This window comes from Amycolatopsis samaneae (assembly GCF_039541975.1).
GTDB classification, from domain to species: Bacteria; Actinomycetota; Actinomycetes; order Mycobacteriales; family Pseudonocardiaceae; genus Amycolatopsis; species Amycolatopsis samaneae.
The window spans coordinates 553354-569668 of sequence record NZ_BAABHG010000001.1; the positions used below are offsets into that span (position 1 = coordinate 553354).

Annotated in this window: 18 protein-coding genes; 11 read left to right on the forward strand and 7 right to left on the reverse strand. The window is 71.5% G+C overall.

The window, feature by feature from the left end; translation table 11 throughout:
- The first annotated feature begins 82 nt into the window (after window positions 1-82).
- From ABD987_RS02440 to ABD987_RS02455, 4 genes are all read left to right on the forward strand, one after another.
- Window positions 83-604, forward strand: a complete 522-nt coding sequence (locus tag ABD987_RS02440) for a helix-turn-helix domain-containing protein (RefSeq protein ID WP_345386340.1) — start codon at window positions 83-85, stop codon at window positions 602-604.
- Between the two features lie 13 nt (window positions 605-617).
- Window positions 618-1766, forward strand: a complete 1149-nt coding sequence (locus ABD987_RS02445) for a cytochrome P450 (protein ID WP_345386342.1) — start codon at window positions 618-620, stop codon at window positions 1764-1766.
- A gap of 615 nt (window positions 1767-2381) precedes the next feature.
- Window positions 2382-3131, forward strand: coding sequence for a DddA-like double-stranded DNA deaminase toxin (locus ABD987_RS02450; protein ID WP_345386344.1), 750 nt, complete (start codon window positions 2382-2384; stop codon window positions 3129-3131).
- Window positions 3128-3553, forward strand: a complete 426-nt coding sequence (locus ABD987_RS02455; protein ID WP_345386346.1) for an Imm1 family immunity protein — start codon at window positions 3128-3130, stop codon at window positions 3551-3553. Before ABD987_RS02450 ends, ABD987_RS02455 begins: the two co-directional genes overlap by 4 nt.
- Window positions 3554-3640: 87 nt before the next feature.
- Here the strand turns inward: ABD987_RS02455 and ABD987_RS02460 are convergent, their stop codons facing one another.
- Window positions 3641-4807: a DUF1015 family protein gene (locus ABD987_RS02460; protein ID WP_345386348.1), complete on the reverse strand. Its 1167-nt coding sequence runs from the start codon at window positions 4805-4807 to the stop codon at window positions 3641-3643.
- A 226-nt stretch (window positions 4808-5033) separates the two neighbouring features.
- Here ABD987_RS02460 and ABD987_RS02465 point away from each other — a divergent pair, with 226 nt between their 5' ends.
- Window positions 5034-6563 carry an MDR family MFS transporter gene (locus ABD987_RS02465; protein WP_345386350.1) on the forward strand — a complete coding sequence of 510 codons (1530 nt, stop codon included), beginning with the start codon at window positions 5034-5036 and terminating at the stop codon, window positions 6561-6563.
- Window positions 6564-6626: 63 nt separating this feature from the next.
- Window positions 6627-7214 carry a 3'-5' exonuclease gene (locus ABD987_RS02470; RefSeq protein WP_345386352.1) on the forward strand — a complete coding sequence of 196 codons (588 nt, stop codon included), beginning with the start codon at window positions 6627-6629 and terminating at the stop codon, window positions 7212-7214.
- Here the strand turns inward: ABD987_RS02470 and ABD987_RS02475 are convergent.
- Window positions 7211-8101 carry a TIGR03854 family LLM class F420-dependent oxidoreductase gene (locus ABD987_RS02475; protein ID WP_345386355.1) on the reverse strand — a complete coding sequence of 297 codons (891 nt, stop codon included), beginning with the start codon at window positions 8099-8101 and terminating at the stop codon, window positions 7211-7213. The genes ABD987_RS02470 and ABD987_RS02475 overlap by 4 nt on opposite strands.
- A 172-nt stretch (window positions 8102-8273) precedes the next feature.
- On the opposite strand from ABD987_RS02475, the gene ABD987_RS02480 reads away from it, so the two are divergent.
- A complete protein-coding gene (locus tag ABD987_RS02480; RefSeq protein ID WP_345386357.1) occupies window positions 8274-9032 on the forward strand; it encodes a thioesterase II family protein in 759 nt (252 codons plus the stop codon).
- 15 nt (window positions 9033-9047) lie between these two features.
- Here ABD987_RS02480 and ABD987_RS02485 read toward each other — a convergent pair whose 3' ends face one another.
- Entirely contained in the window at window positions 9048-9491 is a 444-nt protein-coding gene (locus tag ABD987_RS02485) for a MarR family winged helix-turn-helix transcriptional regulator (RefSeq protein ID WP_345386359.1), read from the reverse strand.
- A 123-nt stretch (window positions 9492-9614) separates the two neighbouring features.
- Here ABD987_RS02485 and ABD987_RS02490 point away from each other — a divergent pair, with 123 nt between their 5' ends.
- The gene (locus ABD987_RS02490; protein ID WP_345386361.1) at window positions 9615-10004 is read left to right on the forward strand and encodes a DUF5313 domain-containing protein; all 390 of its coding nucleotides are present in this window, start codon (window positions 9615-9617) and stop codon (window positions 10002-10004) included.
- 28 nt (window positions 10005-10032) lie between these two features.
- Window positions 10033-10971 (forward strand): RluA family pseudouridine synthase, encoded by a 939-nt coding sequence (locus ABD987_RS02495; protein ID WP_345386363.1) that lies wholly within the window; start codon window positions 10033-10035, stop codon window positions 10969-10971.
- 25 nt (window positions 10972-10996) lie between these two features.
- Here ABD987_RS02495 and ABD987_RS02500 read toward each other — a convergent pair whose 3' ends face one another.
- Together ABD987_RS02500 and ABD987_RS02505 are read right to left on the reverse strand one after the other, a co-directional pair.
- On the reverse strand, window positions 10997-11569 hold the full coding sequence (locus tag ABD987_RS02500) for a hypothetical protein (protein WP_345386810.1): 573 nt from the start codon (window positions 11567-11569) through the stop codon (window positions 10997-10999).
- A 253-nt stretch (window positions 11570-11822) separates the two neighbouring features.
- Complete coding sequence (locus tag ABD987_RS02505) at window positions 11823-12053, reverse strand: hypothetical protein (protein ID WP_345386365.1); 231 nt, start codon at window positions 12051-12053, stop codon at window positions 11823-11825.
- A gap of 165 nt (window positions 12054-12218) precedes the next feature.
- Between ABD987_RS02505 and ABD987_RS02510 the strand changes: the two genes are divergently transcribed.
- Together ABD987_RS02510 and ABD987_RS02515 are read left to right on the forward strand one after the other, a co-directional pair.
- On the forward strand, window positions 12219-13169 hold the full coding sequence (locus ABD987_RS02510; protein WP_345386367.1) for an aldo/keto reductase: 951 nt from the start codon (window positions 12219-12221) through the stop codon (window positions 13167-13169).
- 104 nt (window positions 13170-13273) lie between these two features.
- Window positions 13274-13900: a maleylpyruvate isomerase family mycothiol-dependent enzyme gene (locus tag ABD987_RS02515; protein ID WP_345386369.1), complete on the forward strand. Its 627-nt coding sequence runs from the start codon at window positions 13274-13276 to the stop codon at window positions 13898-13900.
- Between the two features lie 243 nt (window positions 13901-14143).
- On the opposite strand, the gene ABD987_RS02520 is transcribed toward ABD987_RS02515, so the two are convergent.
- Together ABD987_RS02520 and ABD987_RS02525 are read right to left on the reverse strand one after the other, a co-directional pair.
- Entirely contained in the window at window positions 14144-14668 is a 525-nt protein-coding gene (locus ABD987_RS02520; RefSeq protein ID WP_345386371.1) for a GNAT family N-acetyltransferase, read from the reverse strand.
- 27 nt (window positions 14669-14695) lie between these two features.
- Window positions 14696-16285 (reverse strand): glycoside hydrolase family 99-like domain-containing protein, encoded by a 1590-nt coding sequence (locus tag ABD987_RS02525; protein WP_345386373.1) that lies wholly within the window; start codon window positions 16283-16285, stop codon window positions 14696-14698.
- Window positions 16286-16315: the final 30 nt, after the last annotated feature.

Genomic DNA, 16315 nt, shown 5'->3' on the forward strand with positions numbered 1-16315 from the left:
TAAGCCGCCCCACGCCCGTCCGCCGGGAGTTCCGCCGCGGGCGCCTGGTCAGTTACATCGTTTTAGATGTATCGTTTCCGATATGAAGGCCGGTGAGTTGTACCTGCTCGGCAAGCACCTCATGGAGCTCGCCGCCCACGGCATGCGTGACGACGCGGATCCCGACGTCCCGGACGTCTACCTCGTGCTCATCTCGGTGCTCGTCGAAGCGCCGGACATCTCGATCAGCGAACTGACCGCGCGCACCGGATTCGCGCAGAGCCACGTCTCCGCCGCCGTCGCGAAGCTGCGGGAGCGGGGGGCCCTGCACACGCGCCCCGACCCGGCCGACCGCCGCCGCACCCTCGTCACCCCGGCCGACGGGCTGATCGCGGCGGTCGCGCAGCGCCAGCAGCGGGACGCCGAACAGGTCCTCGCCGCGGCACTCGCCGCGCTCGACCCGGACGCGGACGCCGTCGCGGACCGCGCCGCGCGGCTGGTCGAGGCCGCGGACGAGCTGTACCGCCTGCTCACCGCCCGGGCGCTCGGGGTGAGCGCGGACTCCGCGCTGATGCCGCTGCACTCGCTGGCCGAAGAGGCCACCGGACGGCCGAAGAAGAACTAGGGGAGGAAATCAGATGGACTACCCGTTCACCGGCACGGAGCCGATGCGCTGCCCGCCCGAATTCGCCCGGCGGCAGGACGAGGAACCCGTCGGCCGCGTGCGCCTCGCGACCGGCGAGGACGCCTGGCTCGTCACCCGCTACGCCGACATCCGCGCCCTGCTGGCCGATCCACGGTTCCGGGTGTGGATTCCCGGTGTCCCCGCGACCGGCGACGAGGGCCTGATCTTCACCATGAGCGGCCCCGGGCACACGCGGCTGCGGCGCATCGCCACGAGGGCGCTCACCCCGCGACGGGTGGAGCGGTTGCGTCCCCGAGTGGAAGCGCTCGCGGAGGAGCTGGCCGCGAAGCTGGTCGCGCAGGGCCCACCGGCGGACATCCTGGCCGGGTACGCGATCCCGTTCACCCTCTCGGTGCTGGTCGAACTCCTCGGCGTCCCGCCGTCGGCCCGTGACGATCTGCGGGCCTGGATCGACGGTGTCGTCGCGGTGTTCACCGCACCCGGCTACCAGGACATGATCGAGGCCGCCCGGAAGCTGGGCGACTACCTCGCGGAACTGGTCGAGTTGAAACGGCGATCGCCAGGAGAGGACCTGCTGACCGGGCTGATCCAGGCGCGCGATGACTCCGGTGACACGCTGAGCCCGGAAGAGGTCACCCAGCTCGCCTTCGCGATCATCATGGGCGGTTACGTCCCGCCCGCGAACGCACTGGCCATGGCCGTGCTGCGGCTGACGACCGAGCCGGACCTGCCCCGCGACGCCGCCTCGGTGCCCGCGCTGACCGAGGAACTCCTGCGCCAGGACCAGGGCTCGGCCGCCGACCAGGGGCGGGTCGCGATCGAGGACGCCGAGGTCGGCGGGGTGCCGATCCGCGCGGGCGAGTTCGTCCTCGCGTCCCTGCGCGCGGGCAACCACGACGCCCAGCGATTCCCCGACCCCGCCAGGGTCGATCCCGCTCGCACACCGGGGCACCTCACCTTCGGCCACGGGCCGCACCACTGCCTCGGCGCGGCACTGGCCCGGCTGCACCTGCGGACCGGCGTCGCCGCGCTGCTGGCCGCCGCTCCCCGGCCGCGCCTCGCGGTGCCCTTCGAGGAAATCGCCTGGCGGCAGATGTTCCTGACACTCCAGGGCCCGGTCGCGGTGCCGATCGACTGGTGACCGGCGAGGCACCGAACGATCAAAAGAGGTTTCCACAGGTCAGAGTCCATACCCGTTGGGTAAGAGGTAGCCGCTGTGAGGCAGGGCGCACTTCCCTGCCTCACAGCGGCGGCGTGATTGCAGTCAACGCGATGTTCTCGGCTTGGCTGCGTCACCGTGACAAAGCCCGACGCGTGGGAGGATGACGGCAAAGTGAATGAAAACCGGACTCCTGCGTCCTAAACCTGCTGGTCAGGAAGTGTCGTCCCCGCGCGTGCGGGGCTGGTCCCGCGTGCCCGCCGAACTGAGCGGAGTCCGCGCCGTCGTCCCCGCGCGCGCGGGGCTGGTCCGTCCCGGAACGTGAGGTGGGTCGAGAAGATGAGGTCGTCCCCGCGCGCGGGGCTGGTCCCACATTGACCTGATCGTCACGGGCAAGACACGCGTCGTCCCCGCGCGTGCGGGGAGGAGTCCGGCGTGGAACCTGCCCGCCGCGCCGCTGCCCGGAGACGACGGGCACCCGCCGGACGGTCCGATCTACGACACTCCGGACGGGAAACCGGGTACGCGCTGATCCTGTCGTTCGGTTCTCGTCGGTGGTGGGTGACATCCTGGCGATGAATCGCCGGGAGGCGCGCTGTGACCGACGTCGAAGAGCTGGTCGCGCTGGTCGGTGCCGCGCTCGATGCCATGAACCGCGCCGCGGCGGCGCTGGAGCAGGCCCGCGACCAGGTCAAGACGGTCGGCGAGACCTGGGCACAAGCGTGGCAGGGCAGGCGATCGCAGGAGGCCATCGAAGCCGAAGGCGGCGCCGAGAGTGTCCGTGCTGACACCGACGCGCTCGCGGCGCGACTGCGCGCGGCCACGGCCGACCTGACGAGCTACCGGGACAACCTGACCGGCTCGCCGACGCCCCCGGCCGCGCCGCCCGGCCCGGCGACGAGCCGCAGCGCGCTACCTTTGCCCACACACGGCACGCAGGAGCCCGAGCGCGTCAAGGCGGCTCGCGCGCAGCTTCCACCGTCGGTCACGCCGAACACCGGACAGAAGACACACGGCCGGTGGTTCGCCGGAAACAGCGACGAAAGTATCTCGGTGACGAGTGGGCAGGACGAGCAGTACGAGCAGGCCAAGGCGCACCTCGCCACCCTCGGAATCCCGAACGTGATCGCGTCCTCCCACGCCGAAACCAAGTTAGCCGTCACCATGGTCGCCAAGGGCCTGACCGACGTCACCATGACCATCAACAACATGCCTTGCCGGGGCCGATGGAGCTGTGACCGCCTGATACCCGCGATACTTCCCCACGGCTCGACGATGACCATCCACGGCACCAAACCGGACGGCACCCCGACCGTCAACCACTACGCAGGAAAGGCCAACCGATGAACGTGGAAGCCTGGTACGACCAGGACGCCGAAGACCCGACCTTCGTCACCACGGCCGCCGAACTCGACGCCGTCCTTGACGCGGTCGCCGCGCTCGACGGCCCCACGCTCGTCCAGCTCTACCCCGCCGACGACCCGGACGGCCCCGAGCTTTCCGCCGGACTCCACGAGGACCGGGGCGTCCTGCGCTACGCGGGTCACGACGTTCCGGCGGGCTCCTACAGCCGCAACACCGGGAACCGCTTCCCGATTCCGCAGTGGGGCGCGGTCCGCTACTACCACATGACCGCGGACAACGACTTCCCCGACGACGCCGAGATCCCCGCCGCCGACGTCCGCAAAGCCGCCCACGAGTTCATGACGTCCGGAGCACGCCCGACCGCAGTCGGATGGACGGACGAGCAGGCCCCGCCGACGTCCTGAACCTCAGGGTGTGCTCGCGCTCGCCGGAATCCACGCGGCTCGGCCGCTACCGTGCTGGGCGGCCGGACGTGCCGGACCAACGAGGGATCACAGGTCGGCGAGGACCAGGCCGCTGCGGGGCTTCGGGGTGAAGTAGGTGGCCTTGCGGGGCATCCGGCGGTTGGCGGCGTGCACGGCGAGGACGTCCGCGAAGGGCACCGGCGCCAGCAGCAGCACGACGTCGGCGTCCGGCGGCACCGGGCGTCCCGCGGGCAGCGGCCGCACCGAGGGGCCGTCCGGGTCCACCCCCAGCGCCTCCCGGAGCAGCACCCGCTCGAGGACGTCGTGGTCCATCACCGGCCGGGGCCAGTCCGGCTCCGGTAGCCGCACCCGCACCGCCGTCGTCCCCGCGACCGCCACCACGGACCCGGGACACGACGGCGCCGTCCCGTCCGACGGGCCGACCTCCAGACCGGCCGCCCGCCACCGCGCCGCCAGCGCGGCCACGTCGAGACCGGTGCCGGCGAGCACCCGGTGGATCGCGCCGATCTCCAGTCTCGGCCCGGCGGTCACCAGCGCGAGCAGCGCGCCCCGGCCCGCGTCCCGCGCCGCGGCGACCCGGTGGTTGCCGTCCGCCACCAGCAGGTCCGCGGCGGCGATCCCGGCCAGCAGGCGATCCTGCACCGGTCCCGCCGGTACCACCCACAACTGGTGCCCGCGCCCCGACTGGTCCGAAGTGGACAGCCGGGGCGCCCCGAGCGACGCGCGGGCCCACGCCACCCGCGCGGTCAGCTCGTCCCCGCCGGAAGCCGGGACCAGCATCGCCGCGCTGGTCGCGCAGCCGAGCCCGGCCAGCATCGCGGCCCGCTCCGCCACGACCTCGGGATAGACCTCTTCGGTGTGCCGGACCCGCGCCCGCCCGTCCGCGCCCACCTCCGCCGGGTCCACCAGGCACAGCACGCCCGCCGCGTCCCCGTCCGGCCCTTCGATCCGGTACAGCGCGACGAAGTCGGACATCGGCAGGTAGTGCTCGGCGATCAGCCGTTTCAGCGCCATCCGCGCCGCGGGCAGGGCCTCGGTGACGCTGTGGCCCGCGGCCAGCGCGGCCGGGGTCCGCGCCGGGTGCTGGACCGCCAGCAGCGTGTCCCCGGCGGCCTCCGGCCCGGCGAGGGCGGCCATCACCCGGTCCGGTTCGGCGAACTCGTCGACGTCCGGACCGGGCACCACGTCCCGGACCACCCAGCCCCGTTCGATAGACCGCACCCAGGTAAGCATCCCTCCATCTTGACCCGGGAAGCGCCCGCCCACGCTGCGCCATTCGTAACCAATCCGAGGGCGGCCACGGCGGAAAACGGGCACTACGAGCGGATCGGCCGCGAATCGTGTCCACCCGGTCGCACCCGGATCGGTAAATCAGTGCCACCGAGTGGGGTTGCGTGGAATCATTGCTTAGCGAAAGTAGTTAGTTCTCGCCATGGGCAACCCAGGGAGTACACCGCCGATGACCACCGCCGCGCCCGACGCACGGAAGGCGGTCGGTCTCCGTTCGGAGCGCGGCCCCGTGCTCGCCTCCGTCATGCTGAGCACCGGCCTCGTCGCGCTGGACAGCACGATCATCGCCACCGCGGTCCCCTCCGTGGTCAGCGACCTGGGCGGGTTCTCGCAGTTCCCCTGGCTGTTCTCGATCTACCTGCTCACCCAGGCCGTCACCGTGCCGCTCTACGGCAAGTTCGCCGACGTGCTGGGCCGCCGCCCGGTGATGTTCTTCGGCATCGCGCTGTTCCTGCTCGGCTCGGTGCTCTGCGGCGCCGCCTGGAGCATGCCGGTGCTCATCGCCGCCCGCGCGGTGCAGGGCATCGGCGCCGGCGCGGTCCAGCCGATGAGCCTCACCATCGTCGGCGACCTCTACACCGTCGAGGAACGCGCCAGGGTGCAGGGCTACGTCGCCGGGGTGTGGGCGGTCGCCTCGGTGGTCGGGCCGACGCTGGGCGGGGTGTTCGCCGAATACCTGGACTGGCGCTGGATCTTCTTCATCAACCTGCCGCTCGGCGCCGCCGCCGCGTGGATGCTGTACCGCAACTTCAGCGAAAAGGTCGAACGCCGCACCCGCCGCATCGACTACCCCGGGGCCGCGCTGCTCACCGCGTCCTGCACGCTGATCATCCTCGGCCTGCTCGAAGGCGGCGTCGCGTGGGGCTGGTCCTCGGTCCCGAGCCTGGCGATCTTCGGCGTCGGCGTCGTCCTGCTCGCCGCGTTCGTCCTCGTCGAACGCCGCGCCGCCGAACCCGTGCTGCCGCTGTGGGTGTTCACCCGCCGCACCCTCGTCGGCGGCAACCTGGTCGCCGTGGTCGTCGGCGCGCTCATGATGGGGCTCAGCTCGTTCCTGCCCACCTACGCCGAGGGCGTGCTCGGCAAGGGCGCGCTCGTCGCCGGATTCGCGCTCGCCGCGCTCACCATCGGCTGGCCGATCGCCGCCTCGCTTTCCGGCCGGATCTACATGCGCATCGGGTTCCGCGACACCGCGCTGATCGGCAGCGTGTTCGTCGTCGCGGGCGTGGTCTCCACGACGCTGCTCGACGCGGACTCGTCGATCTGGCACGCCGCGGGCGCCGCGTTCGTGCTCGGGATCGGGCTCGGGCTGTGTTCGAGCCCGACCGTCGTCGCCGTGCAGTCCACCGTCGGCTGGGAACGCCGCGGCGTGGTCACCGCGACGAACATGTTCAGCCGCTCGCTGGGCAGCGCGGTCGGCGCGGCGGTGTTCGGCGCCATCTCCAACGCGACCCTCGCCGACCGCTTCGCCCACCCGCCCGCCGACATCGCGGGCCGGCTCCCCGCCGGTGGGGACGCCACCAGCCTGGTGCTGGGCGGGCACGCCGGGGACTCCCCCGCCGCGGGCTACGTGCGCGGCGCGCTCGCCGACGCCACCCACCACGTGTTCCTCGCGCTCGTCGCCGTCGGCGTGCTGATCGTGGTGGCCCTGCTGCTCATGCCGCGACGCACCCGGCAGCTCACCTTCGACGAGCCGCGCTAGCCGCGCCCCGCACGCCGCCGAAATTGTGGTGCCGTAACCGGCACGCCTCCCTACGCTCGGCCCATGCACCACACGTCCGCCCTGCTGAACGTCATCGACGTGGAGGCCACCTGCTGGGACGGCCCGCCACCGCCCGGCTCGGTGTCCGAGATCATCGAGATCGGGCTCACCGTCGTGGACGTCCCGGCCCGGCGCCGCGTGTCCCGTCACCGGGTGCTGGTCCGCCCGGCCCGGTCGGCGGTGAGTGCCTTCTGCACCACGCTGACCGGGCTGACGCGGGCCGAGGTCGACCGGGGCGTCCCCTTCGCCGAGGCGTGCCGGATCCTCGTCGAGGAGCACGGCGCCGGGGAACGTCCCTGGGCGAGCTGGGGTGAGTACGACCGGCGGCAGTTCGCCCGGCAGAGCCAGGCGGACGGGGTCGCCTACCCGTTCGGCTACCCCACCGAACGCACGCACACCAACGCCAAGGCCGTGTTCGCCGAGGCACACGGGCTGCGCAGGAAGCCCGGCATGGCCCAGGCCCTCCAGCACGCCGGGCTGCCGCTGGAAGGACGCCACCACCGGGGCGAGGACGACGCGTGGAACATCGCCGCGCTCGTCCTCGACCTGGCGGGCCGCGGCGCCTGGCCGGGCACCGCGGCCACCGGCTAGTTCTGCAGCGGCGCCAGCTCGCGCAGGAAGTCATCGAGGAAGTCGCGGTAGTCCCCCGAATACCCGGGCCGGATCACGAACTTCGTGATCCCCGCCTCGATATGCCGTTCGACCAGCGCTCGCGCGTCGGCGAAACTCGTGGGCACCAGTTCCGCCGGATCGGTACCGGGACGGCGGCGCGCGGCCACCTCGGTCAGCTCGTCCGGCCTGCCCTTGGCCGCCACGACCATGCTCAGCCCGAAGTGGTCCTCCTCGATCTCCCGGCCCGCCTCGGCCGCCGCCTCCTGGATCGCGATCCGCGCGGCGCGCGCCTGCTCGGGGGTGTGGAAGCTGCCCAGCCACCCGTCGGCGAGCCTTCCCGCGCGCCGCAGCGCGGCCGGCGCGGTCCCGCCCAGCCACACGTCCAGTCGTTTGGCGGGTCGCGGGCCCAGCCGGGCGCCCTCGACCTGGAAGAACTCGCCCGAGAACGACACCTCCTCCTGCTCCAGCAACGCGCGGAGCAGCGTCAGCGATTCGTCGAACACCGCCGCGCGACGCCCGTCGGGTACCGGGAAGAGCTCGTGCTCGGCCCGCCGCGCCGGGCGCAGCCCGAACACCGGCAGCACCCGCTTCGGCGCCAGCCCGGCCAGGGTGAGCAGCTGCTTCGCGACCAGGACGGGATGGCGGCCGGGCAGGATCGCCACCCCGGTGCCGACCTTGAGCCTGCTCGTGCGGGCCAGCGCGTGGGTCATCCCGATCAGCGGATCGACCTCCGGCGCGTAGACCAGCTCCGACAGCCACAGCGAGTCGACGCCCGCCTCCTCCAGCAGCTCCGCCAGCCCGGCGAACTCCGCGGGGCCGGTCCCCGCCGCCGGCGCGACCCCCAGCCTGATCTTCGGCTCCGCCACGTCGTGCGCTCCTCTCCGCCGCCGCGCTCCTCGCGGCCCTGCCAGGGTCCAACGCCGCGGATCCGGCGGAATTCCGTGCCCGTCTCCGGCACAATGGGCCGGAGACGACAGGCCGCGGCGGCTCGGCACGATCGATCGGCGCGGACCTTCCTGGACGAAGGGGGCATCGGGGATGGCGGCTGTCACCGACGGCGACAAGTGGTTGCGCCGGTTCCGGCCCGCGGCGGGCACCGGGCCACGCCTGGTGTGTTTCCCCCACGCGGGCGGGGCGGCCTCGTTCTACCGGGGTGTGGCGAAGCGGCTGGCCCCGGCGGCCGAGGTCCTCGCCGTGCAGTACCCCGGACGGCAGGACCGGCTCTCCGAGCCGATGATCCCGGACGTGCAGGGCATGGCCGAACGCGTCGCCGAGATACTGGCCAGCACGTTCGACGAACCACCGGCGCTGTTCGGCCACAGCATGGGCGCGAGCGTCGCCTTCGAGACCGCCCGGCTGCTCGACAAGCAGGGGCTCGGCGTGTCGGCGGTGATCGTGTCCGGCAGGCGCGCGCCCCGCAGCCCGTTGGCACACCGGCCCGTCGGCAACGACAAGGAGCTCATCGCGGCCGCGAAGGCGCTCGGCGGGCCGGGACCCGAGGTGCTCGACCACCCCGAGATCGCGGAACTCGTCCTGCCCGCGCTGCGCAACGACTGGCACGCGGCGGCGACCTACACCTACCGGGAGGGCCCCGACCTCACCTGCCCGCTGGTCGCGCTCAGCGGCGACGCCGATCCGGCGGTCGACCTCGGCCAGCTCGACCGCTGGGCCGAGCACACCACGGGCCCCTACACCCGGCACGTGTACCCGGGCGACCACTTCTACCTCGCCGAGCCGGAGGTCGAGGCCGAGATCTGCCGCGTGCTCGCCGAAACCCTCACCGCGGCCGGGCGCTAGCAGTACACCCAGCCCTCAGGCGGTCGCCTCGATGACCCGGGTGAGCGCGGCGTGCAGCGCCTCCAGCTCACCTATGTCCATGCCGAGCGTTTCGACCACGCGGTAGGGAATCTTCTCCGCCTCGGCGCGGAGCGCGCGTCCCTTCGCGGTGAGCTCGACGGTCAGCTGCCGCTCGTCGGAACGGCTCCGGCCCCGCGTGACGTACCCGATCGCCTCCAGCCGCTTCAGCAGCGGTGACAACGTCGCCGGCTCGGCACGCAACGCCGTGCCCAGTTCCTTGACCGACCTCGGCTCGCGCTCCCACAGCGCCAGCATCACGAGGTACTGCGGATGGGTCAGGCCGTGGGGCTCCAGCAGCGGCCGGTAGACGCCGATGACGCTGCGCGACGCCACCGACAGCGCGAAACACACCTGCCGGTCCAGCTTCAGCGGGTCCTCGCCCAGATCGATCTCCGCCACCACGCGTCCCCTCGGCTCCTCGTCACTTCCGTTGCCGCACCACCCTACCGTGGTTCTGGCGACACTAATGATTAGTGTGCTAACTATTAGCGTATTATGGAACCGGTGCGAGAGGAGGACCCGATGGATCGGCCACGACCGGGCGTGTTCCGGTGGTTCTGGTACGCGGTGGGCGGACGCCTGCCCGAGCGGTACGCGCCGTGGGTGCTGCACGACATGACCGGCCCGCACTGGAAGGCGCGGCACGTGGCCCGCAGCACGGTCGGGATCGCCCCGCTGTGCCTGGTGTGGCTGCTGCTGCCGGGTCCGCTCACCCTCCGGCTGTCGCTGGTGCTGATGGCCACGCTCGTCGCGTACTTCTATTCCTGTGCCTACATGGAGGAAAGCGCCGAACACCGGCTCACCAAGCACGGCTTCCCGCACGGCACCGGGAAGCAGCGGCGGGCCGCGCTCGCCGAAGCCGCCGACACCGAGGCGAAGGCCCGCTACATCGCCCGCTACCGGCAGGGCTGAAAGCGGCGGCGGCTAGAGTCGTCCACCGATGAGACGCAAGCTCCGCCCGCCGCTGCCGCCCCGCCACGGCCTCGACCCGGCCCGGCTCCGGCTGCCCGACGAGGGTCACTGGCGGACCCTGCTGGAGCACCTGGTGGACCGGCTGCCCCGGCTCGAACCGGACCGCATCGAGCAGATGCTGCGCGAGGAGCGGATCTTCGGGCAGGACGGGCCGCTCGGCGTCGACACCCCGTTCGCCCCCGGCACGTTCATCTGGTTCCACCGCGACCTGCCCGAGGAGGTCCCGGTCCCGTTCGACGTCACGGTCGTGCACCGGGACGAGCACCTGCTGGTGGTCGACAAACCGCACTTCCTCGCGACCATCCCGCGCGGCAGGCACGTCCTGGAGACCGCGCTCGTGCGGCTGCGCCACGAGCTCGGCCTCCCGCTGCTGAGCCCGGCACACCGGCTGGACCGGGTCACCGCGGGCCTGGTGATGTTCGTGATCACGCCGGAAAGCCGCGGCGCCTACCAGACGCTGTTCCGGGATCGCAAGGTACACAAGGAATACGAGGCGATCGCCCGGTACGACCCCGCGCTGCGCCTGCCGAGGACCGTGCGCAGCCGGATCGTCAAGGAGCGCGGAGTCCTCGCCGCGCAGGAGATCCCCGGCGAGCCGAACGCCGAGACCCACGTCGGGCTGCTGGCGCACCGCGACGGCCTCGGCCGCTACCGGCTGGTGCCCGCGACCGGGCGCACCCACCAGCTGCGCGTGCACATGAACGGCCTCGGCGTCCCCATCCTCGGCGACACGTTCTACCCGGACCTGGTCGAAACCCCGCTCGACGACTTCACCCGGCCGTTGCAGCTGCTGGCGAAAACGCTCGAATTCGAGGACCCGCTGAGCGGTGCACCCCGCCGCTTCACCAGCGGGCTCGACCTGCGCGCGTGGACCTCGCTCGACGCGTGGGCGGCGCCACCGGCGTGACCCGGCGGTGCCACCCGTCGCCGGGTCACTTGTGCCAGAACCGGATGTCGCTCCACTCCGCGGTGATCGGGCCCGCCCCGCTCGAGGTGCGGTACGTGCCGAACTTGTCGTAGTAGCTGCCGTCCGGGCTGGCCACGGTCTGCTTGAGCGAACCGTTGATGTAGACCTTGTGGGTCTTGCCCACCTCGTTGATCGTGTTGACCCGCACCCGCGTGCCGACGGTCGCGCCACTGGCGATCGTGTCCCCGCCGTGCACCGCGTAGAGCCTGCCGCCCTTTTCCACGGCCAGCATGAAGTACGGCCCGGCGGTCGGGGCGTCGCGGAAGGTCTGTTTCAGGCTGATCCGCGAGCCGCCCTGGCTGGTGATCTTGAAGTAGCCCTCGAACTGGTGAGTGCCGCCGGTGTAGGTGTCGTACCGGCGTTCGGCCCGCTGATCACCGCTGCTGTCCGAACAGGTCAGGGAGAACGTCGAGCCGGACGCCTTGCCGCAGCCGCGCTGCTGGGTCTGGTAGGACGGCGAATCGGGAATCCAGCCGCCGCCACCGACCTGTGCCGACGCCGCGGGCGCGACCACCGCGAGCCCGCCGACCACCGCCATGAGAACCCCGCCGACGCGAAGCCTTCTGCGCACGTGCCAACCTCCTGGACGACTCAGGGCGGCGGTGTATGGGTCAAGGGTCCAGACCATTCAGGGACGGGCCCGGGGCAGACTGTACGAGACGGGACGACGCACCGACAAGGGCCGCGGCTTCCCGGCCCGCTCAGCGGGAAACGCTCGCCGCCCTGGAATTCGACGGTCCGGCCGCGCGAGGCTGTCCGTTCCTCCCCACGTGACCGGACCTCGCGACCGGCTAGCCCTGCGCCCCCGGCCACTGAGTGTCCACATGGACACCGGGGTGGGACACCTCGGTCACGACGGGCGGGGCGGCGCCCAGTTGACCGGGAACGAACTTGCCGGCGACGGGCACGGGCGCGTCGACCGCGGCCCGGTTACCGGCGGCCTCCGCCGGGGCGAAGACGACAACACCGGCGACGACGGGCAATGCGACCGCGGCCGCACAGCCCACAATTGTGCGAATCATGGTTCCTTCCGAATTGGCGAGAACAGCGAATTCCGGTCCGGAGGTTATGATCAACATCCGGCGTGACGCCGTCCCGCAGCGCCTCCGTGCACCAAGCGCTGCCCGAAAGACCCCGTACCACAAGACATCGCGCGAGCAGGGCACGAGACGTGGTTGAATCCGATCATGTCCGTCCTCCGCGCTCTCGGCTCCTCCGGCCTGACCGTGTCCCCGTTCTGCCTCGGCGGGAACGTATTCGGCTGGACCGCCGACGAAACACAGTCGTTCGCCGTACTCGACGCCTATTCCGCCGCGGGCGGCAACTTCGTCGACACCGCCGATTCGTACATGTACCACTTTCCCGGCAACGAGCCCGGGCAGTCCGAAACCATCCTCGGCGCCTGGCTGGCCGCGCGCGGCAACCGCGACGACGTGGTCGTCGCGACCAAGGTCGGCGACCACCCCGGGTACAAGGGCCTCGCGCCCGCGAACATCAGGGCCGCGGCGGAGGAGTCCCTGCGCAGGCTGGGCACCGACCGCATAGACCTCTACTACACCCACTTCGACGACGAGTCCGTTCCGGTCGAGGACATCATCACCGCGCTCGACGGTCTGGTGAAGGCGGGCAAGGTCCGCGCCATCGCGACCTCCAACATCAGCCCCGAACGGCTCTCGGCCTCGCTGGCCTTCTCCGACCGCGAGGGCCTGGCCCGCTACGTCGCGCTCCAGCCGCAGTACAACCTCGTCTCGCGCGACACCTACGAGGGGGAACGACGGGAGATCGTGCAGCGCGAAGGGCTGGCGTGTGTCCCGTATTTCGCACTCGCCTCCGGCTTCCTGACCGGCAAGTACCGGCCGGGCCGGACCGTCGACAACATACGGAACCTCCCCGGCCTCGCCGGTGGCTACGCGGACACCGAACGCGGCGTCAAGGTCCTGGCCGCGCTGGACGAGGTCGCGAACGCCCGCGGCGTGGAACTGGCGACGGTCGCGCTGGCCTGGCTCGCCCAGCAGCCGACGGTGGCCGCGCCGATCGCCTCCGCGCGCACGACCGAGCAACTGGCGGCCCTGGTCGCCCTGCACGACCTGCGCCTGTCCGACGCCGAAGTCCAGACCCTCACGGCCGCCTCGTCCTGACCCCGGACACGAACACGGCGAAGAATTCGCTCGGCGAGCGATGAGTTCCCGGCCCGCCGCGAGTCTCATCCGGTGAGCACGGTGACCGAGCGAAGGAGAAACCCGTGACGAACGACGTCTGGCCGATGGTCCACACGGAACGCGCGGCGCTGATCGACGACCTCACACACCTCGACGACCGGCGCTGGGACGAGCCGTCGCTGTGCGCGGGGTGGACCGTGCACGACGTGGTCGCCCACCTGGTCGACACCGCCCGGACGACGCGCCTGGGTTTCGTGGCCGGTCTCGTCCGGGCGCGGTTCGACTTCGACCGCCAGAACGCGCGCGGGGTGGCACGCGAGCGTGGGGCCTCGCCCCGGGAAACCCTGGACCGGCTTCGCCGGGTGGCTTCGCGAACGTCGACCCCTCCGGCGCCCCTCGACACCAGGCTCGTCGAAGAGGTCGTCCACGGCGAGGACATCCGGCGTCCCCTGGGGCTCACCCATGCCTACGCGCCGGAGGCCGTGGTCCGCGCGCTCCGCCTGCAGGCGCGGACTCCGGCTTCGTTCGGCGGCGCCAAGGAACTGACCGCTCGTCTCCGGCTCACGGCGACGGACGCCGAACTGTCCATAGGGGACGGTCCGGAGGTGCGGGGCCCCGCGCTCTCCCTGCTCCTGGCCGTTTCCGGGCGGCGGGTGGCACTGGAGGAACTCGACGGGCCGGGCGCCGCCACCCTGGCCACCCCCGCCTGACGCCCTGGCCGCGCCGGTCCTGCCCTGGCGCGGCCAGGAGGAGCGTGCCGGAGAGTCCACCACCCGGTTCCGCCCGAAGGTTCCCGCGCCGCGGACATCGCGAACGCCCACGGCATGGTGGCCGAGCGGGACGCGGCTTCGTCCGATGACCGGCCACGGAGCCCGCATTGTCCGTTGAGGATGGTCCAAAACGGACTTTCCCCCGCAGGCGACCGCTTCCGGACGGCGAGTGATACCGCGGCGTCACGCTTGTCCGGGCACGTCGGTGGGCGGGGCCAGGGGGCGTGCGCGCCACACCACTCCGAGCGCCGGGTCGCCGGTGGGATCCGGCTCGATCCGTTCCACCGCGAAGCCCTCGCGTTCGTAGAACGCCCCGGCGCGCCCGTTGGCCGCGAAATGCTCGACGCACAGCCGATCCGCGTCCGCGGGCAGCCGCGCGGCGAGCGCGTCGAGCAGCCGCGGGCCCCACCCGTGCCCGCGATACCGGGGGTGGACGTAGAGCTTGTAGATCACGTGGTCGGCGCCGCTGCGCCCGCGCTGCCCGACGCCGACGACCTGGCCACCGTCGTCGGCGACGACCACCAAGCCCGCGGCCACGGCCCCGCCGAGGTACGTCTCGTTCCACCACCGGCGAACCTGATCGGCCGCGGCATCGGCACCGATCAGCGGCGTGTAGTGCGGCCGGACGCAGGCCTCGCCGAACCGGCGGATCGCCGCCACGTCACCGGGCCCGGCGTCCCGCACGACCGGTACCGCACCCGGCGCCATCGTGTCCTCCCGTGGTGCTGTCCGGCGTTACCGGGCGGGCAGCCCGAACGTCCGCTGGATCGTGTCGAGATAGTACTTCCCGTCACGCACGTTCGGCTCGATGATGCCGCCTTCGTGCCACTCGTTCCAGGCGTACATCGTCAGGAAGTTGTCGATCGGGCTCGCCGGCTGGCCCCTCATGCTGTTCAGCGTCATCGTCATGGCCGCGGGGAACTGGGCCTTGGCGTCGTCCTTGAAGTACCGCACATCCGGCTTGGCCTCCCAGAAGCCGGTGCGCGGCGCCTCGTCGAAGCCGCTCATGCCACACCGCATCATCGGCTTTCCCTTGGTCTCCACGTTCGAGAAGTACGTCGGCGCGTCCCGCACGTACTGGCCGTAGCTGCCCGCCCGGATGTACTGGCCGATGTTCAGGCAGCCGAAGGCGTCGCTGTTCACCTGGAACGCGGTCCCCTGCTCGCTGTGGCCGACGAGGTAGGCGTCCTTGCCGGTCTTCGCTTTGATCTTCTGTTTCAGCAGGCCGATGAAGGTGTTCTGGTCGGCCACGCTGCCGTTCCCGAGCCCGCTGCCGTCCTCGAGGAAGACGATCGGGCGGTCCTCCTGGGTCACCAGGTAGTTCGCCTTGGTCAGGTAGCCCGAGTAGTTCTCGGCCGCGGCGTCGAACTGCGTCGTGGGCAGCATGAGGTGCTGCGGATCGTCCTTCGAGTAGGGGATGACGATGCTGAGCATGAACTGCAGGCGGTTCGTGTTGGCCGCCCGCAGGAAGGTCTTCAGCGCGGCGTCGCCCGCCGGGGCGCCCTTCTGGTTGTTCCAGTAGTCGTAGAACGAGAAGAAGCCGATCCCGGCGCTCGCCGCCTGGTCGATCTGCGCTTCGAGCGTGGCCGTCCTGCTGTCGTCGTAGTAGCCGATGGACGGCTTCAGGTGACTCCAGTCGCCCGGCCAGCCCTGGGTGTTCCGCGCGACCGGGCCCCACGGACTGTCCGGGTCGCCGTGGAAGTCGCGCACCCCGCCCCACGGGTCGGGGAAGCGGCCGAACGCGTTCTTGACCGCCTGGAGGAAGAGGTCGTCCGGGTTGGCCGCGTCGAAGGCGCCGAAGTAGTACGCGCCGACCTGGTGGTACTCGGGCAGCACGTAGCCGATCGGGCCGTCGAGCGTGTACCCGGCCGGCTGGCCGTAGGCGAGCCGCCAGCCTTTGCCGTTGGTGTAGCGGTTGAGCTGCTTCGCGCCGTTCACCGGCGAGGTGTAGACGTACCCGGTGCGGCCTTCGAGCGTGAAGCCGTGCGAGGTCAGGTAGTCGATCTCGCGCTGGTCGGTGCTGATGATCCAGTTGCCGGTCGCCGTCTGCTTGAGACGGTGGATCGGCCTGGTCGACTCCCCGGAGTTCGCGAAGACGTACCCGATCGGCCGCGGCGAGGGCATCTTCATACCGGAGTTCCGCTGTGCCGAGACGACCTCGCCCCAGTTCGCGCTGTAGAGGTACTTCTGCCCCGGCTGGTCGTACAGCTCGCGCAGTGGAAGCGGTTTCAGCTGGTTCACCGGCGTGGCGGCGGACGCGGCCGGAGTGGCCACAATGGACAGTGCGAAGACCGCGAAGACCGCGGCGACGGCGCGCAGTGACATGATCCCTCCCCCGATCAGGGGCCCAGGTTA